This is a genomic window from Fictibacillus sp. WQ 8-8 (assembly GCF_024494405.1).
Classification (GTDB): Bacteria; Bacillota; Bacilli; order Bacillales; family Fictibacillaceae; genus Fictibacillus_C; species Fictibacillus_C marinisediminis.
On sequence record NZ_JAMXKG010000001.1, the window covers coordinates 191,553 to 217,505 of the forward strand.

Consider the following 25,953-nt stretch of genomic DNA (forward strand, 5'->3'; position numbering starts at 1 on the left):
ATCGCTCACTCCTTTACTGCTTTTTTGCATTCGCTTATTATTAACTCTCTTAGCTTTGATGGATCCTTCTCATCCATGCATTTGGCGACAGGTGCGAATAAGATGTCCAGGCATAGCCGCTGAAACTCTTCATCTTTACCGTTTATTGGGATATCGGCTTCTTCTGCAAGTTTTGCAATCATAATAGAAGCCCGCAGACTTGGTCCGTTATTGCTGTTTTCACTGCATTTTTCTCTGAGAGCAGCAACAAAACTTGTTATGGCTTTTGCTTGATTTGAATCAACACCTGTTTTGCTGGAGACAATGGCGGCTTCAGTATCTTTGTCTGTATAATCTAACGGAATGGTAATCAGACGATCTAATAAAGCATCCTGTGTTTCGTAAACGCCTGCATATTCAGAAGGATTGCTCGTAAAGATTACTGTGAATTTCGGATGGACTTTCATAAAGGGATCTTTTTGTTTCGTTCCGTATAACGGTAAAATCCCCTCTTCCAAAATCGAAAGGAAAATATTGTTAGTCGAGGGCTCAGAACGGGTAAATTCATCATAAATCAATGTGTACCCATTTTTTACAGCATCCAATAGTCTTCCGTTATTCCACGTTTCCGTAACATTTTCTTCTTTTTTGTAAACCGAACGAATAAAATTATCGACCACTTTTTGGGTGGTATATCCTGTATAGGCCCCGATTAGATCAGCATTCGATAACTCCCGGTTCCCATGCATTAACATAACGGGACGTTTTCGCTTTTTCGCTAAAAGAAGTGCGAGCGTCGTCTTGCCAACTCCAGGCGGTCCTGTGAAATGGACGGGATAACCTGCTGAAAGATAGTTTAAGGAACGAGAAATTAAGTTTTTTATCCCGTCATGCTGCAGTAAATCTGAATTTACTTTGTTTTTGTTTTCCGTTAAGACCGTCATTTTTTACTCCCCCATTCCAACCCATCATCGCCTCCTAGTCTTCAGCAATAGCACTTCGATATCGGATGTTTATCCTTGTGAAAGACGTTACTTCTTTCTTTTTGTTCAAGGAAACTTGATAGACGCCCAACATTTCATCCTTTGCATATTTCTTCATGTAATCTTTTTCTTCGATCACTTCCACAATGACTTTCCAGCCTTCATCTTCCGTGCCTTCAACTGATGTAATCTTGTGAGGGGGGGCTACATGCTCTTTGAAAAAGTCATTTACCGCATCCATTAGTTCTTTTATTTCCATTGACAGCCTCCACCTTTGCTATTAGAAATATTTTAGTAGGTGGCCAGAGCAGCTTTTACACTGCTCTGACCGTATAATAGTTAAATACTAAAGGCTTGGCTGCCTCTTTCATTTGACTGAGATGGCAGTCCTTCTTTTTCAACCTCATCTCGCAGCAACCCAACTGCCTCAGCATATCGCAGCCATGTGTCGACACTTGCAATAACTACCCTAGCTTCAATAGTTATTAACTCTATTCCCACAAGAGAAACTCGCGCGAATACATCGATTACAACACCTTTATCAAGAATTCGGTCGATAACCTCTGCAAGACTTGAACTATCCGTACTTTTTTGAACACTCATCTTTTCATTCTCCTCTCTTTAAATAAAATAAGATTTATTAGGAACTGATGGTTTTAATATCAGTTGCTCGTTTAATATCCTTTGAGCTTTTAATATCATTGGAGCTTTTCAACTGATTGGAACTTTTGATGTTGTTAGCCCCTTTGATATCATTAACACTTTTAAGCTTCGTATTTTTTTTCTTGGAATTAATTTTTTCCTGAAACTCTTCTCCTGCTTCTTTTAAATTCTTAAGTTTATCCTGGACATTTAATAAAACATCTCTTACTTTGTCTGCTGCTTGCTCAGCTTTGCCATGAACTTTATCAGCGTTCTTTTCTTTCGCATCTTCCAATTTTTCAGCAGCCTTACTCACTTTGGACTGAAGCTCTTCTTGAAATTTTGATTTAAGCTGATCCTTGGCTTCTTCTTTTACCTTTTCTTTAGCTTTATCTTTCAAACCGGAAGGGCTTTTCTTCACTGCTTTTACAGCTGCTTTCATTGCTCCCTTTTGCATCCCTTTCTTTGCTTTCTTTCTGACGCTCGGGATCATAAAAGAAGCTGTACTCGCGAGTAGTCCTCCTATAAGTGTGCCTTTTCTTAATTTGCTTTGTCCTGATGTTTGCCGAGTCACCAAATCCCCCCTTTCAAAAATAAGTGAACCTTTACTCAATGAAGGTTGTCTGTGAATGTACTCGAACAAACGAAATCAAATTAATGATTCCATAAAAACGCTATACCCCTTTACTAACGCAATAAAAACATGGACCCGTTGGAACACTGTGTTTCTTACCATTATTTTCACTTATTATGTCAGCGTAATCTTGCTGAAAAATGAAAAACACTGCTTTGGCAGTATTTTATTTGTGATTTTTATAAAAACATTAAAAATATTACAGTTAGATTACATTTACTCAAACAATATGACTATAACGTTCCTAGTCATTGTTTCTTTCAATAAAAACTAAATTTACTATATTTGTGGTCAATTTAGTACGGAGATCCAATAATACGTTGATAAGAGAAAAGTCATAAAGAAAAGGAAGTTGTTAGTAACAAAAGGGACCGGGTCACATAAAAAAACCTGTCCATATACATAAAAAATGGACAGGTTCTGAAAGTATACATTTATATAAAGAACAGGACTTTTTACTCAGCTAGCTTGTTTATTTTTTCTTCTAGCATCTGTAATTGGTTTGCTAGCCGTTTATTCTCCTCTTCTAGTGCAGAATACCTTGTTGATTCATTATCTTCATTTTTTCTCGCCTTCTCTTTCTCATCAGAGTCCTTGCTTTTATCTTTATTTAAGAAACCCGCTGTCGTCGATTTTATATTTTTCAATGCTTGTTCTGTTACCCTTTCTTGAACTGATCTTCCTATTTCCGCAGCTAAATTTTTTATGGTTTCTGATTGCCTAATGTGAGATACCACTAATTTGCGTGTTTCAGGTTTATACAACCATCCTATTGTTGCCCCGACGGCTCCTCCTATGAGGGCTCTGGAAACGGAAGCCTCTTTACTATCTTCTGATGGCTTGTTGTTTTCATTATCATTCATCATACTTACCTCCTGTTTTGCTTACACCCAAAAAGTCTTTCAATTAATGAGCTTTGCTTATTCATGTTCCACATTCTAATTTATTTTAAACTCAAACCGGAACTCTCTATAAGTAAATAAAAGGACCTGCCAATGATTTATGATAAATTTCCAATTCCTTTCCACTAATGTCAGTTTCCTAACTAATGGTGTGTCCATATATATAAAAGAACGAAAAAAAGTCGAGGTGAAATACATGAGTACCAATGTAATTGTGATTGCTGCTCATCCAGACGATGAAATCCTTGGCCCTGGTGGAACAATAAAAAAATTGATTGAAAATGGATATAAAGTGATTTCCGTGGTTGTTGCAAAGGGGCGTAAGGAAAAAGAGGATTGCATTAAAGAATCAATGTTAGAGGCTAATAAATACTTGGGGGTAGAAGAGGTTGTTTTTTTAGAATATCCGAATCTACTATTAGAAACTCTCCCTTTACATTCTCTAACTAAAGAAGTTGAAGCGCTTTTGGCCAAGTATGAGCCTTCCATGATTTTTACTCATCATTACGGAGACCTAAACCGGGACCATCAAATATTGTACCAGGCCGTAATTACTTCAGCCAGGCCATTGCCAGGGAAAAAGGCTGCTGAAATACTCTGTTTTGAAACGGTTTCTTCATCTGAATGGAGTCAACATACGAACGATAAAGAATTTAAACCAAACTATTTTGTGGATATAACGGAAACTATTGATGATAAACTCAAATCTCTTTCTTTTTATCACATGGAGATGAGGGATTTTCCTCATCCCCGTTCATATCAAGGAGTGAAATCATTAGCACAGGTTAGAGGCATGACGGTTGGAGTAGATTATGCGGAAGCGTTTGAAATCATCAGGAGGGTATGGAAATGACAGACCGTCAATATTCAACACAGCCTCCATTATTTATCCCCTATCCCCATTTAGTATCTGCAATGGATCAATACTATGGACTGACAACAGCTTTAAAAAAAGAAAAAAACAAACCGGATATCCAGAAACCCTTTGAATTAAAACAAAAGAAAAACATGAAAATCTTAATCACTACTTTCTGGAACTACCCTTTTGTTGGCGGATTGCAAAACTACATCACTGCACTTAAATCAGGATTGGAAAGCTTAGGCCACATTGTCCATATTGCTGCACCTAACCACTTCGAAAATGATGGCATTGACGGCATGCGCCAAACAATTATGAAGGATGTAAAACAATTTTTTGTTAAAAGGTATGGAAGTTTCAGTGAAAAGATCATCCAAAATGTTTGGCAAATGCACAGATATGAATGGATGCTAAAGTGCGTGGATATTTCTAAGTATGATATTATTCACGCACAAGATCGGTTTACAGCAAATGTCATGTGCCAGCTTAATGAAGGTTATCAAAAACCGCTGCTGTTCACTCCCCACGGCTTTATGACACACACACGGCTAAAGTTTAATCTAATTGAAAAAGGGTCTGCAGAAGAAGCCTACTTTTTGGCCATTGACCAAAAAGCCGTTCAAAGCTCGACCCATATCATTAGTTTATGTGAATATTTTCGACCGTTGCTAAACAGTTTAGGTACTGAGGAAACCAAGTTGACAACTGTTTACACTGGAATTGATTTTGGAATTTCCCATCCAGGGAAATCAAAGAAAACTGCAGATAAAACAATTATTACCTGTATCTCTCGCCTCCGGCCGCGTAAAGGACATAAATACCTGTTTGAAGCACTTTCGCTCATTAGAAACAAGCTTGAAAATGTTGAAATATGGATTGTAGGAGAAGGATCAATGAGAGAAGAGCTTGAACGCCAATGTCAGGATTTACAGCTGGAAAATGTGTATTTTCTAGGAAAGAGAAAGGATATTCCAAAAATATTAAAACGATCAGATATTTTTGTCCTGCCAACTACCAGTGATACACTTCCCATTTCTGTGATAGAGGCGATGTTTGCCCGGAAAGCGATCATTACAACAAACTGTGGCGGAATACCAGAAATTATTCAGGACAATCATTCGGGGCTTATAGCTGAACCGGGTAACTCTCAACAACTAGCTGAAAAATTAACGATCCTTCTGGACGATTCCATACTAAGGAATTCTTTGGCACAAAATGCTAAATGCTTTGCTGAAAAGCATTTAACGATTGCCAGTATGGCTAGAAAGATTGAGGAAGTTTATCAATCTTTTTTGCAAAGAGGTGAGATGCAGTGAGGCATGATCTACCAGCCGTAGTTTTAGATTTAAGTGCGACTGGGATCGGGATAGTTCGGAGTTTAGCCGAACAAGGCATAAAAGTATATGCATTTGATACAGAGAGCAAGCAAAAAATTGGAAAAACCAGGTATGCAAGCTGCGGTGTATGCCCTAATCCTGTTTCTGAGGAAGAAAAATTAATAGAGCACCTTACAAGGCTAGGGCAAACATTTGAGGAGAAAGCGGTACTCTACGCTGGATCGGATGACTATGTGCGCTTTATATCAAAATACAGAGATCAGTTGTCTTTGAATTATCTTTTTCTTTTACCTGACCATTCATTAATCGAGGCTGTGTTAGATAAAAGATTAACCTACGATTTATCAGTAAAATATAACGTTCCATGTCCTAGAACGTTCATTATTGATGATGAAGATCATCTTGAGCGGATTGTTTCTGAAGTAATGTTCCCCTGTATATTAAAACCAGTCATTTCCTCCAATTTCCGGAATCGTATCGATCATCATCTGTATAAAAAAGCAATATTAGTTGAAAATCCAGTCCAGTTAAGGGAAGAGTACCTCTTTTACAGCCGTTTTGGAGAGCTCATGATTCAAGAGGTGATTCCTGGAGAAGAGGCATCCATTTATTCAGTAAAAACTTTATTTGATGAGGAAATGAATCTAATTGGACTCTGGATGAATCAAAAACTCCACCAATTCCCTCCAGACTTCGGTTCAACCGCCATGGCGTTAAGTATCAGAGATGAGGACGTAATAAATATGGCAGTGCCATTTTTGCGTAATATCAAGTTAAAAGGCCTGGCAATTGCGGAATTTAAGAGGGATGAAAGAGACGGCAAGTTGAAATTTATTGAGATTAACCCCAGGATTGGGTTAACCCAAAGATTGTCAATAGCCTGCGGTGTAAATTTAGCATACTTGAACTATTTGCTGGTAACTGGACAAAATCCTTCCCCAGTGACGAAACAGACAGAGGGCATCAAATGGGTTTACCTGGTCCGCGATTTTCTATCCTTCCGCCAAAACAAAAAAAACGGGAAAATGACAATCACCGAATGGATAAAAAGCCTTTCCGGACATAAGGTAGAAGCTTTATTCAGCTGGAAGGATCCACTTCCATTTATAAGGAGCTTTGTGTCCCACATTCGATATTTATGGACAAGAAAATGAGTTTTTCAATATAAATTAGGGGGGATTTCTGCATTGAGCAGTAAAGAAGAAATCGTAAAACAGTGGAATCAATATGGATGGAAAAAAAAGTTCGAATTTTTCTCAAAAAATGAAGTGGCGCTGCCTGAAGATAAAATAGAATGTCTTAAAAATTCCAGGGAAAAAACAAGTATCTGGAAACTGATCCTTACAGATGGCCTAAACAGTCTTCCAGTAGTCCTCAAAATATATAAACCACCTTTTAATGAAAATCATAGTGTGGAAATTAACATGTATCGCAGCGGATATACTGCAATGGCTGAATTTATGCCAAAAATGTATTGGATTGAGGAAAGAGTAAATGATGACGAAATCTGGCTATTTACAGAATTTGTTCAACCTTTGCGCGGGCAAATCAAGATTACGCCCAAACATCTCGATCTTATCATTCCGACTGCTGCAAAATTCCATGCCCGCACATTTGGTGATCGGATAACCAGGTACAAGGATTCTTTTGATTCCTGGCTGCCCCGATATGATTCTGCGCTGGCAAACACAGAAAGACGCAAACATATTGAAAAAACAAAAGAATATCTAGATCTTGCGATGAAAGATCCAGGTGTAAGAGAAATAGTAGAACCTGGATACAACACTATTCAAAATATCCTGCAAAAGGGGCCAATTTTCTTTCCGGAAATTATGGAAGCAGACCAGTGCCTCATCCACGGTGATCTTCATCTTCATAATCTTTGCTGCCAAAACGGCACGGATGAAGAAAATTGGAGCATTCAAATGATCGACTGGGAGTCTGCTAAGTATGCACCCTGTTCATTTGATATGGTTGTACTGGTTGAATTGTTGATTGATTTCAGAACGGACTGGCATAAAAAGGAAGAAGAAATAAGAAATCATTGCATGCTGTTATACGCTCAGGAAATGCAAAAAGAAGGAATAACCTTTCATACAGACACCCTAAAGCTATTAAAAATGGCTTATTTACAAAGAACATTAGAGAAAAGACTCCTAAATCACCTTAGAAGGGTGTTGAATGGAGAACAAAGTGTTCTGCTAAAAAGATACATTGAAAAAATAAACAGCTGGGGGAAAGAATTGGGTTTATACTAGCAGATCACCGTTAAAAACTTAAATACACTAATTGAGTTGCTGCTGAAGTCTAATTTTAATAAAGGAAGTGTATTAATGGAAAGTATAACAGCGATAGCAGCCAGGAATAAAGGAAAATTAGATTTGGAAAACCTCACAAAATACAAACAGCTTGGCAAGGGCGGTGATGGAGCGGTTTTTCAAATTAGTCACAATAAATGTGTAAAAATTTTCTGGAAAGAAAAAACTCAAAAACTTGAACTGAAGGCATTAAAGAAAGGACAATCATCCCCAATCATTCCCCGACTCTATGAGTATGGATCCAACTATATTGTCATGGAGTATATCAACGGATACAATCTGAAAAAATACCTCAAAAAAAAGAAACGTTTTTCTGATTCAAAAATAAAACAAATATTATACATGCTTTCTGAATTTAAGAGGATAGGTTTTTTGAGACACGATACAGAGGTACGCCATATTTACTTCAACGAGAAGGGAGAGGTAAAAGTGATCGACCACAAAAGGGCATTTACCACTGATAGAACTTATCCCAGGAAATTAATATCGGGTCTTGAAAAGCTTGGATATGCAGAGGAATTCCTTCAAAGGGTCAAACAGATTTCGCCAACCATTTTTAATGAATGGGCAAAATATTATCAATAACCTTTTAGATGGCGTCAACATGCTGCCATTTTTTCTTTTTCTTCAGGTAAACCATTGAATGAACTGACCCTTAAGATTATAAGTTCCCAATTGTACATGAGATATTACAAATATAAAAAAAACCTAACACGGTTAGGGTTAGATTTTGATCTCAACGCGCAAAGAAATATGTAAAAAACCACCAACAGTATGTATTGGTGGAGACGGTGGGAGTCGAACCCACGTCCAAAGATAACGGCACTTAAGCTTCTACGAGTGTAGTCGATACATTCGTGTTTCGCAGCCTCATTTGCCTATCGACAGGCGTTTGAAGCGCTAGCCTGATTGTGCTCTTCCATCGTCCTCAGGCGGAGGACAGCCGGCGTAGCCCACTAAGAGTGAGACCCTTACCCTACCACATGGGCGATGGAGGGAGGATCAGCTAAAGTGCTATTACGCAGCTAAAGCTAGGTTGTTGTTAGTTTTGCCAGTTATAGGCGTTGGCGTTTTAACGAGGCCGACCCCCTCGACTCGCAACTTAAGCTCGAACTATCCCTGTCGAATCCGTAACGTCCCCATGGAATATCCCGGGGTGAATCTACGGGAAAAGTTAAAGCTGCTGCATTTATTCAATTGTCAGCAACAAAGTTATTATAGCATTTTTGTGGTGTTTTTTCAACCGGACGCACCCTCCAGTTTATGCCTTTTGGCGGTCTCTGAAGGCTCGTTCGATCTCGCGTTTTGCATCTTTTTTCTTCAAATCTTCACGCTTGTCGTAGTTCTTCTTACCTCTCGCAAGGCCAATCAGAACTTTAGCGAAGCCATTTTTCAAATACAGTTTCAACGGTACAATCGAGTAACCCTGCTCCTTCGTTGCACCGAGCAGTCTGCTGATTTCTTTCTTGTGAAGAAGCAGCTTGCGGGTTCGCAAAGGATCATGATTGTAGCGATTGCCCTGGTCATACGGGCTGACATGCATGTTATGAAGAAACATTTCTCCATTTTGTACGCGGGCAAATGAATCCTTTAGATTAATCCGGCCAGCTCGAATGGCTTTGATTTCTGTTCCCTGGAGGACGATTCCTGCCTCAAAGGTTTCTTCTATATGATAATCGTGCCGCGCTTTTTTATTTTGTGCGACAAGTTTTCCTTCTCCTTTTGGCATATGTTCCTGACCTCCCCCAAACAGTGCAAACTTAATTATACTAAATTGGTCAGGAAACGTCAATGTGACTGGACTTCATCACAAAAACGTTTCCCGGCCTAGCTTTTACCTCTTTTTGTTTTTCTTTTTCTTTTTCGTTATGTTCCCTTTGTAGAACGGCTTTTTCTTGCCTTTAGTAGAGCCGCCTTTATCTCCGCGTTCGTTCTCCGGACGGCGTGTCTTCCGTTTGCGTTCACCGCCTTCGATCACTTTTGGACGGTCTTTGCCCCGTTTTCTTGGTGTGCCTTTCATGCCGACGATTTCAAAATCGATCGCGCGTTCATCCAGGTTAACGTTAATGACGCGAACTGAGATTTCATCACCAATTCTGAACACATTCCCTGTGCGTTCACCGATCATCGCCATATGCTTTTCATCATAACGGTAATAATCATCCGCCAGATAGCTCACATGGACGAGGCCTTCTATGGTATTCGGAAGCTCTACGAACAAGCCAAAGTTTGTCACGGAGCTGATAACCCCATCGTATTCTTCACCGATTTTATCCTGCATGAATTCAGCTTTTTTCAAATCATCCGTCTCACGTTCAGCATCTACGGCACGGCGTTCCATTTCTGACGCATGTTTCGCGATCTTCTCGAGCTGTGCGGTCCACTTCCCTATCGTTGCCGGATCTGTTTTCTTATTAATAAGATAGGTTCGGATTAAGCGATGGACGATCAAGTCGGGATACCGGCGGATCGGCGATGTAAAGTGAGTGTAGAATTCGGTTGCCAATCCATAGTGCCCAAGGCTCTCAGGGAAGTATTTTGCCTGTTTCATGGATCGCAGCATAATTTTGCTGATCACCATTTCTTCCGGCTCGCCTTTTACTTCCTCCAGGAGTTTTTGAAGTGCAAGTGGATGGACTTCGGTAACCGCATCTTTTAAAACATAGCCAAACATAGCGATGAACTCCAGGAACCGCGAAAGCTTCTCTGCATCCGGGTCTTCATGGATCCGGTACATGAACGGCAATTCTGCTTTATGAAAATGCTGAGCAACGGTTTCGTTCGCACAAAGCATGAATTCCTCGATCAAACGCTCTGCCACGGAACGTTCCCGAAGAACAACATCCTGCGGTTCACTGTTTTCGTTCACCAGTACTTTTGCTTCAGCAAAATCAAAGTCGATGGCACCTCTCTTGAACCGGCGCTTCCGAAGAACTTCAGCAAGCTCACCCATCCCTTTGAAAAACGGGATCAGCGGCTCATAGCGTTTTAATACTTCTTCATCTTCTTCCTGAAGAATTTTCCTGACGTTTGTATACGTCATGCGTTCAACGGTGCGGATAACACTCGGGAAAATTTCATGCTTGATGACTTCCCCTTTTGGCGTGATCTCCATCTCACAGGATAACGTTAAGCGGTCCACGCGCGGATTCAAGGAACAGATCCCGTTAGACAATCGATGCGGAATCATCGGGATTACACGGTCCACCAAATACACGCTTGTTCCGCGTTCAAGGGCTTCTTCATCGATCGGTGAACCTTCCGTAACATAATGGCTGACGTCCGCGATATGAACACCGAGCTTGTAGTTGCCGTTATCCAGTTTGATGACATGAACGGCATCATCCAGGTCTTTCGCGTCCTCTCCGTCAATTGTAACAATGGTTTCCTCTCGAAGGTCACGCCGCCCTTCGATGTCTGCCGGATCGATCGTGTCAGGAACGCTGTTCGCCTGTTCAAGCGCAGCTTCCCGAAATTCACGAGGCAGGCTGTGCTTAAAAATAACCGAAAGAATATCCACTCCAGGGTCATTCTTATGGCCGAGAATGTGAATAACTTCTCCTTCAGCGCTGTTCCGTCCTTCCGGATATTTCGTTATTTTGACAACGACCTTGTGTCCCTCAACCGCTCCGTTAACGCCATCCGCAGGGATGAAAATATCGTTTGGAATTCGTTTGTCGTCCGCCACCACAAAGCCAAAACTGCGGCTTTCCTGGAAGGTTCCTACCGTTTCTGTGACCCCGCGTTCAAGAATCCGGATAATCGTACCTTCCGGATGTGATCCTTTTGAATTCGTATTTAATCGAACAAGTACGACATCATTGTTCATCGCGCTGCCCATATCGGATTGGGAAATAAAAACGTCTTTCCCTTCTCCCGTTTCCGGAATAACAAAGGCAAACCCTTTGGCGTGGGCCTGCACCTTTCCACGGACAAGGTTCATTTTATCCGGCAGACCGTATCGGTTTGTTCTCGTTCTGACGACAAGGCCTTCCTCTTCCATTTCATTCAGCGTGCGGACGAGATCTTTAAAATCCTCAGCCTCCTGAAAACCATACGCATCCTCCAGTTCCTGAACGGTGAGCGGTTTATAGGCTTCTTCTTTCATAAACGCTAGCAATTGCTGTTTATCCACAAATTTTCCTCCTTTAAGGCAAAAAGCTTATTCCACGGACCAGTCGAGCTTCTCCAAGAAATTGAAAACATCTTCGTGAAGCTGTTCCTTTTCTTTTCCCAGTGTGATCACATGGGTTGAATGTTCGTACCATTTTAAATCTTTCAGATCGCTTTCTACTTCATTGTAAATAATATTCGCTGATTCTGTATTAATCATTTCATCATGTCTAGCCTGTACCACAAAGGCAGGTGCGTATACCATATCAATGGAATTTCTTACTTCTCCGAGCAGATCCTGCAGCGCCTTCAATGTATTCATCGGCGTGCTTTTGAACGCTTCCATCTCCTGATCGATCTGCTCCTGTGTTTTATTCTCCCTGCTTTTGTATTCGCGAGCGTAGGCAAGTACCCCTTTGTACATCGTTTCCTCACTCTTAATATGCATAGGAGCACACATTGGAATGACACCTTTTACCGGCTGTTCTGTCGCCAGCTTTAACGAGAAAACGCCGCCTAGTGACAATCCGCACACGGCAATTTCTTTGTAGCCGCTTTCTTTTAAATGATTAAATCCTTTCATCACATCGCTCCACCAGTCAGATGGGCCAGTATGTACGAGTTCTTCCGGCGGGACACCATGCCCTTTATATTGCGGCGCGTGGGATGTATAACCCTTTTTCTGCAAATAGCGGCCAAGCATCCTGACATCCGCAGAACTGCCGGTAAATCCATGTAATAATAATACCGCCCGCTTTCCCGCTTCAAACATAAATGGTTTAGGTGCTGTTATTTTCATCATGATGTCTTCTCTCCCTTATTACGATTGTTCCATTAAAAATTGAAAGACTTCCTCAATAAGCTGATCCTGCTCTACATCATGGCAGATCATATGCTTCGATTCTTTCAGATAACAAATCTTTTTCTTCTGTGCAGGTATGGTTTTATATAAGTATTCCGCACTTTTTCTTGGCACAAGGCCGTCACTTTCGCCTTGAACGATTAACGTTGGAGCATGAATCGTTTGAAAGGATGGCTTCAGCGTTTTGACCAGCTTGCGGAACTCAAACGTTGCACGAAGCGGTGTCTCCAAAAACTTTTTACGATAGCGCTGGTAAAGCTCATCGTCTTTTAAATTCCCTTGCATCCCCTTCACAACCATCTCTTTTATATCTTTCACCATTTGAGATGGATTCATATAATAGGCGCTTGCACTCAGCAGGATCAGTTTGTCGCATCCATACTTTGAAGCAAGATATCCCCCGATCATGCCGCCCATGGAAAATCCAAGTATATAAACGGTATCGCTTTTCTTTCTCAATTCCAGAAAAGCGCTTTCTGCTTCATCGATCCAAAGCTTGTGTGTAATGCCTCTCAGCTTGAGCTCCTCCCCGTGCCCCGGATAGGTGGGGACAGACAGGAGCCAGTCGGTATGTTCCCTTAAATAATCCGTAACTGGCTGGACTTCATACGGACTGCCGGTAAATCCATGCAAACATAGACAGCCAATCATACAATCACCTTTTTTAAGTTAAGTTACCCTTTTATGCCCGTAAAAAATCATACCATACGGCACCTGGAAAAAGCTCGGTATACGCTGGCTGAAAAATAAGGCTCTTTTCTAAAAGATTGTTGCTCTGGGAACCTTTTTGTAATAGAGCTTCATTGACAAGTTGATTGGAGTGCAAGGGGCGAGACTCCTGCGGGGGAAGCGGGACAGGTGAGACCCACAGGCGCCTGCGCCGAGGAGGCTCACCGCCCGCCCCGCGGAAAGCGAGCATCCTGAAACGGAAATCAACCACTCCTTGAGCAACAAAGGTTACGAAAACTGCCAAAAATAAAAACAGCAAGTGAAAATTCACCTGCTGTTAAGGTATCATTAAATAAAATAAGCTACGGCAATCGCCAATAGAAAGAATAAAGCAGCTAAGATCACAGTCATTCTGCTTAGCACGGCTTCCATTCCGCGGGCTTTTTGCTTTCCGAATAATTGCTCCGCACCACCCGTAATCGCTCCGGATAATCCTGCCGAACGGCCAGATTGAAGAACGACGACTACGATAAGGGCGATTGAAACGATCACCAATAAAATTGTTGCAGCTGTTTCCATTTGTCACACCTCCACGAACAACATTACACTTATCTTTAATGTACCATACGAGCTGTTCTCTAGGCAATGTGTTCAAGCTATTTTATCCATGATAGCATAAAGAGTTTTTGGGAATAGTTTCAAATAAGAACAGAGGAGGGCTGAGCCCATGTTTGAATTGATAGAAATCGTCTATAAAGATATTCTAGCTTTTCAGGAATTATCTATTGAAGAAGGCAAAGTAAGCATTATTACCGGTGAGAGCGGAAGCGGAAAGACTACCCTTTTAAAAATGCTGAACCACTTGATTTCACCGGATGGAGGAAACGTCCTGTACAAGGGAGAGGATGTGGCAGCCCTGAATCCTGTTCTTCATCGGAGAAATGTCGTCATGCTTCAGCAGATGCCTGCGATTTTTCCGGGAACGGTAAAAGATAACCTGACAGCAGGTCTTTCCTTTTCAGAGAAACCCCTGCCAGCAGATGCGGAACTAGAAGAATCCTTACATACGGTTTACCTAAAAAAACCATTGGAAACTAAAGCCGGAGACCTTTCTGGAGGAGAGAAGCAGCGCCTTGCTCTCGCACGTGTGCTCTTAATGGATGCGGAAGCCTATCTGCTCGATGAGCCTTCTTCTGCTTTGGATGACGAAACAGCGGATGATGTCATCTCTTCCTTTTTGCGTAAATCCAAGGAAAAACAAAAAACGGTCGTCATGGTTACCCACTCCAAACGAGTTGCAGAGCATTATGCGGATGTAAATATTCAGCTGGAAAACATCAATCAAAAGAATAGGGGCGTGGAGCATGAAGGATAAGATTATTGATATCTCATTATGGCAGCTTCTTTCCGCTTACCTGTTCATTGTCATTTTAACAGTCATTGTAAAGTGGAGAGGAATAGCGAGGGAAAAAGAAATAGTGATCAGTACGCTGCGGATGACGATCCAGCTTGTGTTAGCCGGTTATGTTCTCACTTATTTGTTCAAGCATCCTCACCCTGCATTAACGGTGCTCATTCTCGTTCTTATGGAAGGTTTTGCGGTCTATAACGTCTTTAAACGAATAAAACAAGAACTGTCTCCATCTTTGAAAAAGGTTGTCGCTCTCTCAATGACCATCGGAACTCTCATCAGTCTGTTGTTTTTCAATTATGTGGTCATCCAGTTCTCTCCGTGGTATGAACCCAGATATGTGATACCTATTGCCGGAATGATCATCGGAAATGCGATGACAGGCGTAACGCTTGGAGTCAATCATTTAGTAGAAGGTATGGAGAAACAAAAATATATGGTGGAGGCGGCTCTTATGCTAGGTGCTTCCCCAAAGGCCGCCACTAAAGAACTTGTGGATCGGGCGTTTGATTCCGCTATTCTGCCTACCATCAACTCCATGGTCGGGATGGGAATCGTATTTCTGCCGGGAATGATGACCGGGCAGATTTTGTCCGGCATCTCTCCGATCACCGCGATCGAATACCAGATCGCCATCATGCTAGGCATCGCAGGCTCTGTTGCTTTCAGTGTCATTATCTTCGTCCAGTACGGCTACCGCACGTTTTTTAATGAACGGGCGCAATTGAAATAGGTTATATTTTCGGTGCGCTTGCGCCAATATGGTTCACCCTACGCCCCGCGAGAAGCGAGCATCCAGGAACGAAAATCAACCACTCTCAGTAAGCAACAAGGATTACGAAAGCAGCCGTGATTACTCTTGGACCGCATTCTTGTAAATAATCTTCATTGCTCAATTGATTGGAGTGGAAGGTGCGAGACTCCGGCGGGACGAGCGTGACAGGTGAAACCCGCAGGCGCAAGCGCCGAGGGGTTCAGCGCACCCCCTGCGAAAAGCGAGCAGCCTGAAACGGAAATCAACCACTCTCAATAAGCAACAAGGATTACGAAAGCAGCCGTGGTTTCTTCTGGAGCGCATTCTTGTAGATAATCTGCATCGCTAAGTTGATTGGAGTGCAAGGTGCGAGACTCCTCGAAAATGAATTTCACATTTTCTTCGTGCGATATAACGCTGCCGAAGCCTTCCTTGTCCTGCGGGACGAGCGTGACAGGTGAAACCCGCAGGCGCAAGCGCCGAGGGGTTCAGCGAATGCCCCGCGGAAAGCGAGCAGCCTGAAACGGAAATCAACCACTCCTATGTAAGTCTATTTACAATCCGGCTTCTGTAAGCTCGTAGAAATGCCTCCCGCAAAGCTTTTGGATGCTGGCAGAATACTCAGGCTCATAACTGATCAGCGCACATGTTGAAGGGCCTGCTGACTTATCCATCGGCAGGCTGCATGTTAACCTTCTTGAACTGCTTGTTAAGATTTCCAGCTCGTGTGAGATGCCTTTCGAGCCGACCGGAAGAACTTCATAAATACCTTCTGTCTTTAGAAGAGTGCTGAAAAGGGTTAGGGGAAGAACTTCATTTTGGCGGGAAACGACCTCTTCCCCCACTAGCGGTACACCGATGACTGCATATTTTGCTTGTAGCGGAGTACAGTTCAACCGAAGAGCTGCTTGATTTGCTTTGCCGATCATCGTAAAAGAAGAAGCAGACTGCAGCATCTTCATGTTGCTTTCCGTACTTCCTGTAATCTCTACACTTTTTAAATCCAGCTCAGCAAACGTCTTTTCCACACCCCTTACAAGCTCCGTCCATGCTTCTTCCCCATTGAAAGAATGAATGAGAAAGGAAAACGGCACTGCTCCGGCCGCCATCACTTCCATAACACAGACTCGGGCACCGAAAGCCGCTACGATAGAATAAGGAACGTGCACTGTATCCAAAGGAAGGTTTCCAATCGCTCCTGAATTATCGGCTGCCATCACAATGTATTCATCTGAACCCAACTCCAATAACGTTACATCACGATTTGTTTTCATGATTTATCCTTACGTTTGATCGGTCAAAGACAGGCCTCAGCCTTGGAATGAGCAGGTGAGCTGCCACCCCGTTGAGCACTGCTGCCACAACTAATCCAGGGATAAAAGCAAGGACCGCAGCTTTTCCGAGTACCGGCCAAAAACAAAGCGGTGCCGCAATGCCGTTTCCTACAATAAAGACCAGGATGGCTGCCATCTTGAACTTACGCCGATAGAGGATTCCAAAACAAAAGCTTAGCAGGCCCATCTGAACAGCGATGAGAAGATGAAGGGGCCCCAGCGGAAAACCAGATAGGCCGGCAGACATGAGATGCCCTATACAGCCAACAGCCATTCCAGCTAGAGGAGACATCAGTGCTCCGGCGGCCAGTGCCGGCATGGAATCAAAAGCCACACTCCCGACAATAGCTGGAATCTTAATAAAAGAACCGGCCACAGACAAGGAGAGGAAAGCGATAAATATGGTGAATTTTCTATTCAGCATCAGCTTTGCGTTTTCCTCCGCGGAAAACAATGGCACTCCGCTCGTATTCCACATCATTGACACCGGCACGGAAATTGATGACACGGGCGATGGCAAAAAAGTAATCAGATAGTCTGTTCACATACTTTAAAACAACCGGGTTGATCTCATTATCCTGCTTCAATTCAACGATTTCACGTTCTCCGCGTCTTGCCACCGTACGGCATACATGAATAGCAGACGAAGCTTCAGACCCGCCTGGCAGAATAAAACGCTCCAGCTCCGGCGCTTCTTTAATGTACTCGTCGATCCGCTCTTCCAAGAACGTGATCATATCCGCGTGCGCTTTATAAGGATAGTCCTTTTTCACTGAAGACAGATCTCCGCCGCAGTCAAAAAGCTCATGCTGAATCTTTACCAGTTCATTGCGGATGTCATCGAACTTGGCGTCCTGCAGCTTGGTAACCGCCAGGCCGACAAAACTGTTCAATTCATCCAGAGTACCGTAAGCTTTAACCCTGATATGGTTTTTATCGAGCCTTCCTCCAATCACACTTGTCTTCCCTTCATCTCCTGTACGCGTATATAACTTCATCCTCTTTCATCTCCTTTTTATTGGTTGCTATGTTTAAGCCAATAGTTGATCTGCTTTCAGGCAGACTTCGCTTGCTGTAGCTAAGAGAGACCCTCAAATCTTTTATATTACATTTAGGAAGGGGACTCTGTTTGTGAAACAAATGAATTATCGAAAGAGGAACCATGGGGAAACTGGTTTACCCATCGTTACGAAAGAAGACAATTCTAATTCCCTTCCTACTGGCAGTTCTCCCTTTGTATCCATCCAAACTTTATTTTAAAGTCTGGGGCAGCCCATACCAGATGATATCGACTCTCTCAGCGGCCATGACTACATCCTGATAAAACCAGCCGGTCACATCCCGCCATAATCTATTTTCCTTTTCCATTGGAACAATTCCTTTACCGATGTCTGTTCCGATCAGAACAAGACATCGACCGGGTTCAGAAGCCTCCCAAGCCAGCCAGGTCTGAAGCTTCTTTTGAAGAGCTGCTCTTCCGCCGCTTTCGTTCTCCTCTACAACCTTCTTCACAATCTGCTCCAATCCTTCAAGAACGACGCGTGAAGTTGTAAAATCATCCGTTTCCCAGCCAGCCTTCTCGTAGCCATTGAACCAGCCTTCATCTATCCTTGAGGCAGAATAGTGCTGCTGCACCCATTTGGCTTTTCCGTGAAAGGCGCCTCCTGTAACAAAGTGCATCGTTTTTTCAACCTCCCTTTGGTCTCATTCCAGTAAAGGGTGTATCCTTTGCCATGTGAGACCGGCCATGCCCACATTTCTCTTCGTTCCGGAGCAAACTCTGACAATAAATAACGGATTGGGCCTCCATGAGTAACAACGATTACATGGCCGCTCTCTTCCGCCGACGGCCAAATCTCACGGTGCCAGGCACCGCGAACGCGATTTTCAAAGTCTTGATAGCTCTCTCCTCCTGGAGGACAGACTCCAATAGGATCATCAATCCAGTCCCGGTAACGTTGAATTCCGCAAAGATCGCCGTACGTTTTTCTTTCCCATTCCCCAAAATGCATCTCCCGAAGTGCAGGACTGATCTGCACCTTACTCTCCGGGAAAAGAACCTCAGCGGTCTCTACACATCGCATTCTATCACTTGCAAGGATAGCACCCGGCTCGGGATACCCTTTATTTCTATGTAATCTGTATAGCTCAATCCGCCCCTCTTCACATAAGGGGGGATCACAATACCCGATATATTGCTTTTGTTTATTTTCCTCCGTCAGACCGTGGCGAAGGAGAGTAACAGCCAGCCTCCGAACCATAGCCATGTTTCCATCCCTTCCGAAAGTGCGCCTAGTGTGTCTCCCGTAATCCCTCCAAACTGGCGAAGAAAGAACGTTTTACTTAAGAAAAATAAGGCTGAGCCTAAAAGGAACAAGCTCATAAACAGAAGAATCGCTCCTGTAAGGTATGCTCCAATCCCTGCCATCAGGAGATAGATCGCATAAAAAGCAAAGGCTCTGCCTGAAATGTTCTGCTTCATGGCAAAAGCCATACCTTCCTCCCTGGCAAGAGGAGCTGAAACCAGCAGGCATCCCATGCCGGTTCGGCCGAAGAAAGGAATGAGCAGAAACAGCAGCCAAACGTGCTGCGGAACCATTTTCACTGTTTCATAGATAAAAAGAAACCGCCAGCTCAATAGAAAAAGAACAGACAATACACCGAATGCTCCAGTCCTGGGATCCTTCATGATCTGCAGCCTTTTTTCTTTATCGCCGTATGAGAAGTAGGCATCACTGCAATCCATCCACCCGTCGAGATGCAAACCGCCTGTCAAAACGATCGAGAAGCAGAACAGATAAAAGCTCGTCATCGACACCGGGATAACGTTTTGCTGTGCCAGGAAATGAGCCTGAACAGAAGCCAATCCACCGAGAAACAGCCCGACAGCTGGATACCAGTACACACTCCACCTGCTCGTTTCTTTTGTCCATGGAAACGAAGTGCGGATCGGCAATGCGGTTAAGAACTGAAAAGCCAGGCCAAAACCGTATAAGGCATTAAACCGGACAGGAGGTGCATTGTTTTTCATCTGCATCATACCCCTTCCTCAAAATGGGCATGCCCAGTTCAACCTGGTACACCCAATGCGCTTCAGAGACAATCTGCTGATGAAGCTCCCCCATCATCTTCATAAAATAGAAGGTCCCTTCATCAATAGAGGGCAAGTCCTGGAACACTTCGTTTGATACGACGATGAGTGCTGCGCTGCTTTTTTCAATCATTCTTAATCCATCCATGATCTTGCGGAATACTTCTGATCGGAACATTTCATTTCTCCACTGGTTGTTATTTTCTTTCCAGCCGTCAAACAGCTCATTGCTGACAAGATTGGTCAAGCAGTCCAAGAGAATGACATCCTTTTTTTCATATTCATTTATCAGTTCATGAATGTTTCTTGGCTGTTCCCACGCCCTCCAGCTATACCCGCTGTTCAGACGATCCGCCTGGTGCCTGGCGATCCGCTCACTCATCTCCCCATCCTGATGTTCGTTCGTTGCAATATAGTGAAGCGGTTTCTCATTCTTTCCATGATAAACGGCGGACATTTCGGCAAATGAGCTTTTCCCGCTTCTAACCCCTCCGGTAATAAAGATCATCATCTCGCTTTCCACCCTTCAAGTGCAGCCAATAAGCGGTCATTCTCCTCTGGAGTTCGAATGGCAAGGCGGATATAATGGCCGTCCAGCCCTCTAAAATTAAACGTATGCCTGACGATCATCCCTTTTATCATTAAATATTTAATGAGAGCAAGCTGAACATTTTCTTCTCCACTCTCCCTTAACAAGTAAAAGTTAACGGTAGAAGGAGAGGTTTCAAATCCAAGCTTGTCGAGGATCGGAAAAATCCGCTCTCGCTCAACTGCTGTTTTCATAGCAATTTCATCTGCACATTCTTCTTGTTCCAAACAGAGTATACCTAGCTTTTGAGCAGGACCGTTCACACTCCAGGGAGGCTGAAATCTCCTTAATTTTCCGATCTGTTCTTTGGATGACATAGCATACCCTAACCGAAGTCCCGGCAAGTGAAACATCTTCGTCAATGACCGCAGGACGATCAGGTTGGAATACTTTTTCATCAAGTGAACGGCGGATACGGGCTTTTCTAAAAAGTGAACAAACGCTTCATCCACGACGAGTGTAACATGGTGGCATTTGCACAAAACAACGATAGCTTCCAAAGGGTTCAATTCCAATACTGTTCCTGTCGGATTGTTCGGGTTGCAAAGGAAACAAAGCTGTTTCCCGTGGAGTTTCTCATTCAGCTCTTGGAGATCCGGCTTCCAGCCTTTCTCTTTTCGGGTAACATAGAAGTCCACATTACAATCGTTCACCTCACACGCATCCTCGTATTCTGAGAAAGCAGGTGCTGCAATCAGTACGTTCGAGCCCCGATAGGCTTGAGCAATGAGAAAAATCAGTTCAGCAGCCCCGTTCCCTGCGAGGATCTGGTCTGCATTCAGCCCTTCTTTTTCAGACGCGAATTGAACGAACGGCTCAGCAAAGGGATCGGGATACTGCAGAATATCTTCATAAAGGCTGGACCACATATCCTTCATTCTTCTTAGTGCAGGATACGGATTTACATTTACACTAAAATCAATGCTGTTTTCATCCAGGCTGATCTTCAAGGAATTGGCCAATAGCTGCGGATTAGCTCCATGATTGGGCAGCAACAATATACATCCCTCCCGCTGCGATTAAAACGATCGTAAACCACATGACAGCACGCTGCATGATGGCTATTGTTCTTTCTATATGTATAGCTTTCAGGCTGTAGGTCTGACGGCCGATGAACGGGCGATAGGAGACCTGGCCTTTATAATAATTCGTGCCTCCAAGCCGTATGCCGAGAATTCCCGCGACTGCCGCTTCACCCCATCCGCTGTTCGGGCTCGGATGGTTCCTTGCCTGTTCCTTCAGCCACGATAAGGTAAACCGTTTTCCCCCCAGCCCTCCTGCAGCCATAAGAAGCGCAGTTAGCCGGGCTGGCACGTAATTTAATAGATCATCAAGCCGGGCAGATGCCCAGCCGAAGTCTTTATATCTCTCATTCTTGTAGCCTACCATGGAATCACAGGTATTTACTGCCCGGTACAGCAAGGCAAGTGGTGCTCCTCCAATAAAAGCAAAGAAAAGAGGTGCGGTTACCCCGTCGCTCGTATTTTCGGCAACTGTCTCCACTGTCCCTCTTACAATCTCAGAATGCGGCAGATTTTCTGTATCTCTTCCGACAATCCAGCTTAATTTTTTTCGAGCCTCTTCCAGATCACCGCGAAGAAGGGGGGTATAGACAGATAATCCTGCTTCTTTAAGCCCTCTAGCTGCAATGGTTGTTGAGATGAGCACAGATTCTATGAATATCCCTAACACAAGGTGGATGGAATAAGCATACCGTACGATGATAAAAGTTAGCACTAGTGTAATAGAAAGAAGAATAAAAAGCATGATCAAACCCTTCAGCTTTTTCCAGCTTCCGCGGTTAAGTGCCTGGTCCATAAGAGAAATCATTTTGCCAAAACCTCTTACCGGATGCGGCAGCCAGCGAGGGTCTCCGATGAGCTGGTCGATGATCAAAGCGAGTATAAGGGATAATAAATGAAGAGCAATGATCATGTTTGCGCCATTCTCTTTCTATAGTTTTCGATCGCTTTTCCCACCGTCTGATAGACCGTATGGCCAATTGCTTTTCCAATCGGTGTAATCGTACCAGCGTACCTCATTTTTTCTCCTTCCTGGGTCGATGCGATGCAAAGGCTGTCTGTCGAAGTACCTGTAGCAATCGTTCCAGTAATAGGATCTTTAATTCCATAGTCTCTGAGAGCGCTCGACTTTGCTTCTGTCGCTGTCATCATCGCCTGAACAAATGCCTCATCGGTTAGCTCTCCCTCAATAAAGAGCCAGATGTTAATCGTACCAATCGCCACAGTATCATCCTTCCGCTGCCACGATTGTGCAGCATCTACCGCATTGGATGTTCCTGCTGTTGCTGCAGCAAGGATCTTGATTCCTTCTTTTTCTACGGATACCATACCTGCATCCTCAAGCCGTGCTGCTGTCATCATTCCAATGGTCTCGTTGGGGTTGACAGGAAGGGAGTGAAGATACGCTTCATATTCAGAATGTGCATCGTCATAATTGTAGTTTTTATCCACATGACGGTTAACAAACGTATTCGCCCAGCAGAACCCTCCGCCGATCAGGGCAGAAGACATCGTTTTTAAAAAATAGGGGCTTCGGAACACCATCGCTTCACTTGTGGTTTGAAGCTCAATATCTTCTATTTTCTTTTGTTCCTCACGTTCACCAGGCACCAGCGCGATCAGAGGCTTCGGCTTCTGCGGATGCTCCTGTCTGCTCAGCTTCGTATCATAAACACCTTCCAGCAGGATGCTGTCCATAATGTCACCAGGCTTTCCGACCGCCTTCTCCTTTCCGTCATCGAGAAGAAGAACCTGGTCACAGTACAGACTGGCAATATTCAAATCATGCAATATGGCAACAACCGACAACTGGCAGCCCTGCACCCAATCTTTCAGCAAGTCCATGAGTTTCATTTGATAGGAAAGATCAAGATGGTTTGTCGGTTCATCGAGCAGCAGAATCTCCGGTTCCTGCGCAAGCGCCTTAGCTAAAAGAACCCGCTGCCGTTCCCCGCCGCTTAGGGATTGAATACTTTTCTCCGCAAAATGCTGGACGCCTGTAAACTCCATGGATCGCTGGACCATCTCTTCATCCTTCGGCGATGATTGTTTCAGCAATCCTCTGTAAAAGGGATACCGGCCGAGCGCCACCACTTCGCGGACGGTAAAATCAAACGAGCTTTCCGCATGCTGAGGAAGAACGGCAATAATTTTTGCCAATTCTTTTGCAGAGTAGCTGCTGATCGGCTTTCCTTTTATAAGAACCTCACCTGATTGCGGGGAAAGCATTCCGTTCATCATTTTCATGAGAGTGGTCTTCCCGCTCCCGTTTGGTCCGATGATGCCGGTTATTTTTCCTCTTTCAATGGAAAAAGAAAGATCTTTTACGACGGGCTTTCCGTCATATCCTCCAGTAAGCTGCTGGATCTGGATCATGTGGTCACCTTCTTTCGACGATAGCGAATAAAGATTAAGGCAAAGATCGGACTTCCGATAATCGCTGTCAAGACACCGATCGGCAGCTCCGTCGGCGCGATGATCGTTCGGGCGATGAGATCAACCAGAACGAGAAACACCCCGCCCAGAAGCGTGGACAGCGGCAGCAGATGGCGATGATCTACTCCCCATATCATGCGGGCCATGTGGGGGATGACAAGACCGACAAACCCGATGGTGCCTGACACCGCTACTGCAGATCCCGTCAGAAGCGAAGCCCCGAACAGTACGAGTGACGTATGTTTTTTCACGTCAACACCAATGGTTTTTGCATCCTGCTGGCCAAAGGAAAGCGCATTTAATTCACGAGCACTTGCCAGAAGAATCAAAAGCCCTGCGGCCAAAAACGGAGCGATGAGCTGAACATACGGCCATCCTCTCATGGATACGCTGCCGAGCAGCCAGCCGATGATCTGCCTTAATTCATCACCGGTCAGAGCGATTAAAAGAGACGTTACAGCACCTATAAATGAGCTGCTTAAAATCCCTGCCAAAATAATCGTCTCAACAGACAGGCTGCGCTGCACAAGGCGAGCAAAATATATAACCCCAACAAGGGTAAGAAAGCCGGTAATGATGCTCACCACCGGAAGTGTAAAACTTCCCAGTATAGGCAGCTGAATGCCAAAGAACAGCACAGCCACAGCGCCCAAAGCAGAACCGGATGAAACACCCAGCGTATAAGGATCGGCCAGAGGATTTTTCAGCAGCCCCTGAAATGCCGTTCCCGCCAGCGCCAATGAGCAGCCGACAAGCATAGCGAGCACGACTCGCGGAAAGCGGATCTCCATGACGATATTAACAATCGAAGAATCAATGGATGCTGGTACGGGATAGTGGAAAAGCTTCGCTCCTAAAATCTGCACCACATGAAAAAGGGGGATAGGTATAGAACCTACCGATATCCCCAAGGCAACAGCTAAGCCCAACAGCAGAAACACTGCTGTATATGAAACGATGATTTTACTTTTTGTATACTTCCGGATAGATGGCTTTTGCAAGCTCCTCCACTCCTTCAATCAATCGCGGTCCCGGACGTGTCACCTTATCAGAGTGCACATCATAAATTTCTTTGTTTTTTACCGCAGGAACGTCCTTCCAGGCTTTACGGGCCATAATCTGTTCCACCGGCTTTTTGGAGTAATAGCCGTACGTTGTGACGATCGCGTCCGGTTTGTATTTGACAGGCTGCTCTTCAGATACCTTCGCCCATCCCTTCAATTCCCCAGCCGCATTTTTGGCATGAATGGCGTTCAGCATTTCATCAATGAATGTACCCTTGCCGGCAGTAAAAATCTCCGGAGCTGGAGCAACCTCAACCCAAACTTTTTTTTCTTTCTTTACTTGTTTTGCTTTTTCCTTGATCGCTGACAGATCATCCTTCATGGATTTTACAATCTTGTCACCTTGTTTTTGAGTGCCCGTTGCTTTAGCGATCATGTCGATGGACTTGTATGTATCCGTAAAGTTCTGCGCATCATTGATCACAACTACTTTGATGCCGGCATTCTTAAGCTGATCAATTCCCTGCTTGGAAGTATGCGCACTGGAGGCATGAGCAAGGACGAGATCAGGCTTTAAGCCAACAATCTTTTCCACGTTAAAATCCAATCCGCCGATTTTAGGCTTTTTCACAGCTGCTTCTGGATAGTTGTCAAAGTCAGAAACGCCGACAATTTCTTTATCCAAGCCAAGTGCAAATGCGACCTCTGTATTACTCGGTATGAGCGAGACGATTTTTTTGGGTTTCTTATCAATTTTTACATTCTCGCCCGCCGCATCTTTTATCGTTACGGGAAATTCACTCTTTACCTGATTGGCACCGTTTTCCTTTTTGTCTGTTGACTGATTTCCAGCCGAACAACCGGCAATGATGGCGATTACGAGTATCAGCATCATCGCAATTTGTGTAAACTTCTTCAATTCCTTCACGCTCCTGTATGTATCATTTAGCTGGGATTGTGCAAAACAAAAAAAGCCCTCCCTTCGGAGAGCGAATCAACAGTTAATCAATAAAT

General features: G+C 43.8%; 30 protein-coding genes and 1 other RNA gene. 7 read left to right on the forward strand and 24 right to left on the reverse strand.

All coding sequences use genetic code 11. The features are described 5' to 3' along the window. Positions 1-5: 5 nt before the first annotated feature. The 5 genes from gvpN to gvpT all read right to left on the reverse strand — a co-directional run bounded on the left by gvpN (position 6) and on the right by gvpT (position 3,101). Entirely contained in the window at positions 6-923 is a 918-nt protein-coding gene (gene gvpN / locus M1K46_RS00985; RefSeq protein WP_256224505.1) for a gas vesicle protein GvpN, read from the reverse strand. Positions 924-957: 34 nt separating this feature from the next. Beyond that, entirely contained in the window at positions 958-1,221 is a 264-nt protein-coding gene (gene gvpO / locus M1K46_RS00990; RefSeq protein ID WP_062232705.1) for a gas vesicle protein GvpO, read from the reverse strand. An 80-nt stretch (positions 1,222-1,301) separates the two neighbouring features. Beyond that, positions 1,302-1,565: a gas vesicle structural protein GvpA gene (gvpA, locus tag M1K46_RS00995; RefSeq protein ID WP_062232702.1), complete on the reverse strand. Its 264-nt coding sequence runs from the start codon at positions 1,563-1,565 to the stop codon at positions 1,302-1,304. Between the two features lie 37 nt (positions 1,566-1,602). Next, on the reverse strand, positions 1,603-2,178 hold the full coding sequence (gene gvpQ, locus M1K46_RS01000; protein WP_231689210.1) for a gas vesicle protein GvpQ: 576 nt from the start codon (positions 2,176-2,178) through the stop codon (positions 1,603-1,605). A gap of 515 nt (positions 2,179-2,693) precedes the next feature. Further along, complete coding sequence (gene gvpT / locus M1K46_RS01005) at positions 2,694-3,101, reverse strand: GvpT/GvpP family gas vesicle accessory protein (protein WP_091003039.1); 408 nt, start codon at positions 3,099-3,101, stop codon at positions 2,694-2,696. Between the two features lie 235 nt (positions 3,102-3,336). On the opposite strand from gvpT, the gene M1K46_RS01010 reads away from it, so the two are divergent. From M1K46_RS01010 to M1K46_RS01030, 5 genes are all read left to right on the forward strand, one after another. After that, positions 3,337-3,993, forward strand: coding sequence for a PIG-L deacetylase family protein (locus M1K46_RS01010; protein ID WP_256224506.1), 657 nt, complete (start codon positions 3,337-3,339; stop codon positions 3,991-3,993). Next, on the forward strand, positions 3,984-5,315 hold the full coding sequence (locus tag M1K46_RS01015) for a glycosyltransferase family 4 protein (RefSeq protein ID WP_256224507.1): 1,332 nt from the start codon (positions 3,984-3,986) through the stop codon (positions 5,313-5,315). The genes M1K46_RS01010 and M1K46_RS01015 overlap by 10 nt, the downstream gene beginning before the upstream one ends. Beyond that, positions 5,312-6,490, forward strand: coding sequence for an ATP-grasp domain-containing protein (locus M1K46_RS25715; protein WP_256224508.1), 1,179 nt, complete (start codon positions 5,312-5,314; stop codon positions 6,488-6,490). Before M1K46_RS01015 ends, M1K46_RS25715 begins: the two co-directional genes overlap by 4 nt. A gap of 33 nt (positions 6,491-6,523) precedes the next feature. Beyond that, positions 6,524-7,594: a phosphotransferase gene (locus M1K46_RS01025; protein WP_256224509.1), complete on the forward strand. Its 1,071-nt coding sequence runs from the start codon at positions 6,524-6,526 to the stop codon at positions 7,592-7,594. Between the two features lie 75 nt (positions 7,595-7,669). Then, the gene (locus M1K46_RS01030) at positions 7,670-8,239 is read left to right on the forward strand and encodes a kinase (protein ID WP_256224510.1); all 570 of its coding nucleotides are present in this window, start codon (positions 7,670-7,672) and stop codon (positions 8,237-8,239) included. Between the two features lie 195 nt (positions 8,240-8,434). Here the strand turns inward: M1K46_RS01030 and ssrA are convergent. From ssrA to secG, 7 genes are all read right to left on the reverse strand, one after another. Beyond that, positions 8,435-8,795, reverse strand: a transfer-messenger RNA (tmRNA) gene (gene ssrA / locus M1K46_RS01035). Between the two features lie 120 nt (positions 8,796-8,915). After that, positions 8,916-9,383 carry an SsrA-binding protein SmpB gene (gene smpB, locus M1K46_RS01040; protein WP_256224511.1) on the reverse strand — a complete coding sequence of 156 codons (468 nt, stop codon included), beginning with the start codon at positions 9,381-9,383 and terminating at the stop codon, positions 8,916-8,918. Positions 9,384-9,488: 105 nt separating this feature from the next. Then, positions 9,489-11,789: a ribonuclease R gene (gene rnr, locus M1K46_RS01045; protein WP_256224513.1), complete on the reverse strand. Its 2,301-nt coding sequence runs from the start codon at positions 11,787-11,789 to the stop codon at positions 9,489-9,491. A gap of 27 nt (positions 11,790-11,816) precedes the next feature. After that, positions 11,817-12,569 (reverse strand): alpha/beta hydrolase, encoded by a 753-nt coding sequence (locus tag M1K46_RS01050; RefSeq protein WP_256224514.1) that lies wholly within the window; start codon positions 12,567-12,569, stop codon positions 11,817-11,819. Between the two features lie 18 nt (positions 12,570-12,587). Further along, on the reverse strand, positions 12,588-13,280 hold the full coding sequence (locus M1K46_RS01055) for an alpha/beta hydrolase (RefSeq protein ID WP_256224515.1): 693 nt from the start codon (positions 13,278-13,280) through the stop codon (positions 12,588-12,590). A 31-nt stretch (positions 13,281-13,311) separates the two neighbouring features. Beyond that, positions 13,312-13,617, reverse strand: a complete 306-nt coding sequence (locus M1K46_RS01060; protein ID WP_256224516.1) for a hypothetical protein — start codon at positions 13,615-13,617, stop codon at positions 13,312-13,314. 29 nt (positions 13,618-13,646) lie between these two features. Continuing rightward, the gene (secG, locus tag M1K46_RS01065; protein ID WP_053357115.1) at positions 13,647-13,877 is read right to left on the reverse strand and encodes a preprotein translocase subunit SecG; all 231 of its coding nucleotides are present in this window, start codon (positions 13,875-13,877) and stop codon (positions 13,647-13,649) included. Between the two features lie 148 nt (positions 13,878-14,025). On the opposite strand from secG, the gene M1K46_RS01070 reads away from it, so the two are divergent. Both M1K46_RS01070 and M1K46_RS01075 read left to right on the forward strand, forming a co-directional pair. After that, positions 14,026-14,673 carry an ABC transporter ATP-binding protein gene (locus M1K46_RS01070; RefSeq protein WP_256224523.1) on the forward strand — a complete coding sequence of 216 codons (648 nt, stop codon included), beginning with the start codon at positions 14,026-14,028 and terminating at the stop codon, positions 14,671-14,673. Further along, complete coding sequence (locus M1K46_RS01075; RefSeq protein ID WP_256224524.1) at positions 14,663-15,442, forward strand: ABC transporter permease; 780 nt, start codon at positions 14,663-14,665, stop codon at positions 15,440-15,442. The genes M1K46_RS01070 and M1K46_RS01075 overlap by 11 nt, the downstream gene beginning before the upstream one ends. 575 nt (positions 15,443-16,017) lie before the next feature. Here M1K46_RS01075 and M1K46_RS01080 read toward each other — a convergent pair. From M1K46_RS01080 to M1K46_RS01135, 12 genes are all read right to left on the reverse strand, one after another. After that, a complete protein-coding gene (locus M1K46_RS01080) occupies positions 16,018-16,737 on the reverse strand; it encodes an ATPase (RefSeq protein ID WP_256224525.1) in 720 nt (239 codons plus the stop codon). After that, positions 16,721-17,221 carry an ECF transporter S component gene (locus M1K46_RS01085; protein ID WP_256224526.1) on the reverse strand — a complete coding sequence of 167 codons (501 nt, stop codon included), beginning with the start codon at positions 17,219-17,221 and terminating at the stop codon, positions 16,721-16,723. Before M1K46_RS01085 ends, M1K46_RS01080 begins: the two co-directional genes overlap by 17 nt. Continuing rightward, a complete protein-coding gene (locus M1K46_RS01090) occupies positions 17,211-17,795 on the reverse strand; it encodes a cob(I)yrinic acid a,c-diamide adenosyltransferase (protein WP_062232641.1) in 585 nt (194 codons plus the stop codon). The genes M1K46_RS01085 and M1K46_RS01090 overlap by 11 nt, the downstream gene beginning before the upstream one ends. A 253-nt stretch (positions 17,796-18,048) precedes the next feature. Next, the gene (locus M1K46_RS01095) at positions 18,049-18,477 is read right to left on the reverse strand and encodes a bifunctional adenosylcobinamide kinase/adenosylcobinamide-phosphate guanylyltransferase (protein WP_256224528.1); all 429 of its coding nucleotides are present in this window, start codon (positions 18,475-18,477) and stop codon (positions 18,049-18,051) included. Beyond that, on the reverse strand, positions 18,402-19,064 hold the full coding sequence (locus M1K46_RS01100; protein WP_256224529.1) for a histidine phosphatase family protein: 663 nt from the start codon (positions 19,062-19,064) through the stop codon (positions 18,402-18,404). Before M1K46_RS01100 ends, M1K46_RS01095 begins: the two co-directional genes overlap by 76 nt. Beyond that, the gene (gene cobS, locus M1K46_RS01105) at positions 19,016-19,828 is read right to left on the reverse strand and encodes an adenosylcobinamide-GDP ribazoletransferase (protein WP_256224530.1); all 813 of its coding nucleotides are present in this window, start codon (positions 19,826-19,828) and stop codon (positions 19,016-19,018) included. The genes M1K46_RS01100 and cobS overlap by 49 nt, the downstream gene beginning before the upstream one ends. Further along, the gene (locus M1K46_RS01110) at positions 19,797-20,399 is read right to left on the reverse strand and encodes a bifunctional adenosylcobinamide kinase/adenosylcobinamide-phosphate guanylyltransferase (protein WP_256224531.1); all 603 of its coding nucleotides are present in this window, start codon (positions 20,397-20,399) and stop codon (positions 19,797-19,799) included. The genes cobS and M1K46_RS01110 overlap by 32 nt, the downstream gene beginning before the upstream one ends. Beyond that, positions 20,396-21,475 (reverse strand): threonine-phosphate decarboxylase CobD, encoded by a 1,080-nt coding sequence (gene cobD / locus M1K46_RS01115; RefSeq protein ID WP_256224532.1) that lies wholly within the window; start codon positions 21,473-21,475, stop codon positions 20,396-20,398. The genes M1K46_RS01110 and cobD overlap by 4 nt, the downstream gene beginning before the upstream one ends. Then, a complete protein-coding gene (gene cbiB / locus M1K46_RS01120; RefSeq protein ID WP_256224533.1) occupies positions 21,450-22,412 on the reverse strand; it encodes an adenosylcobinamide-phosphate synthase CbiB in 963 nt (320 codons plus the stop codon). The genes cobD and cbiB overlap by 26 nt, the downstream gene beginning before the upstream one ends. Then, complete coding sequence (locus tag M1K46_RS01125; protein ID WP_256224534.1) at positions 22,409-23,875, reverse strand: heme ABC transporter ATP-binding protein; 1,467 nt, start codon at positions 23,873-23,875, stop codon at positions 22,409-22,411. The genes cbiB and M1K46_RS01125 overlap by 4 nt, the downstream gene beginning before the upstream one ends. Continuing rightward, a complete protein-coding gene (locus M1K46_RS01130) occupies positions 23,872-24,936 on the reverse strand; it encodes a FecCD family ABC transporter permease (protein WP_256224535.1) in 1,065 nt (354 codons plus the stop codon). The genes M1K46_RS01125 and M1K46_RS01130 overlap by 4 nt, the downstream gene beginning before the upstream one ends. Continuing rightward, the gene (locus tag M1K46_RS01135; RefSeq protein ID WP_256224536.1) at positions 24,899-25,858 is read right to left on the reverse strand and encodes an ABC transporter substrate-binding protein; all 960 of its coding nucleotides are present in this window, start codon (positions 25,856-25,858) and stop codon (positions 24,899-24,901) included. The genes M1K46_RS01130 and M1K46_RS01135 overlap by 38 nt, the downstream gene beginning before the upstream one ends. Positions 25,859-25,953 lie beyond the last annotated feature (95 nt).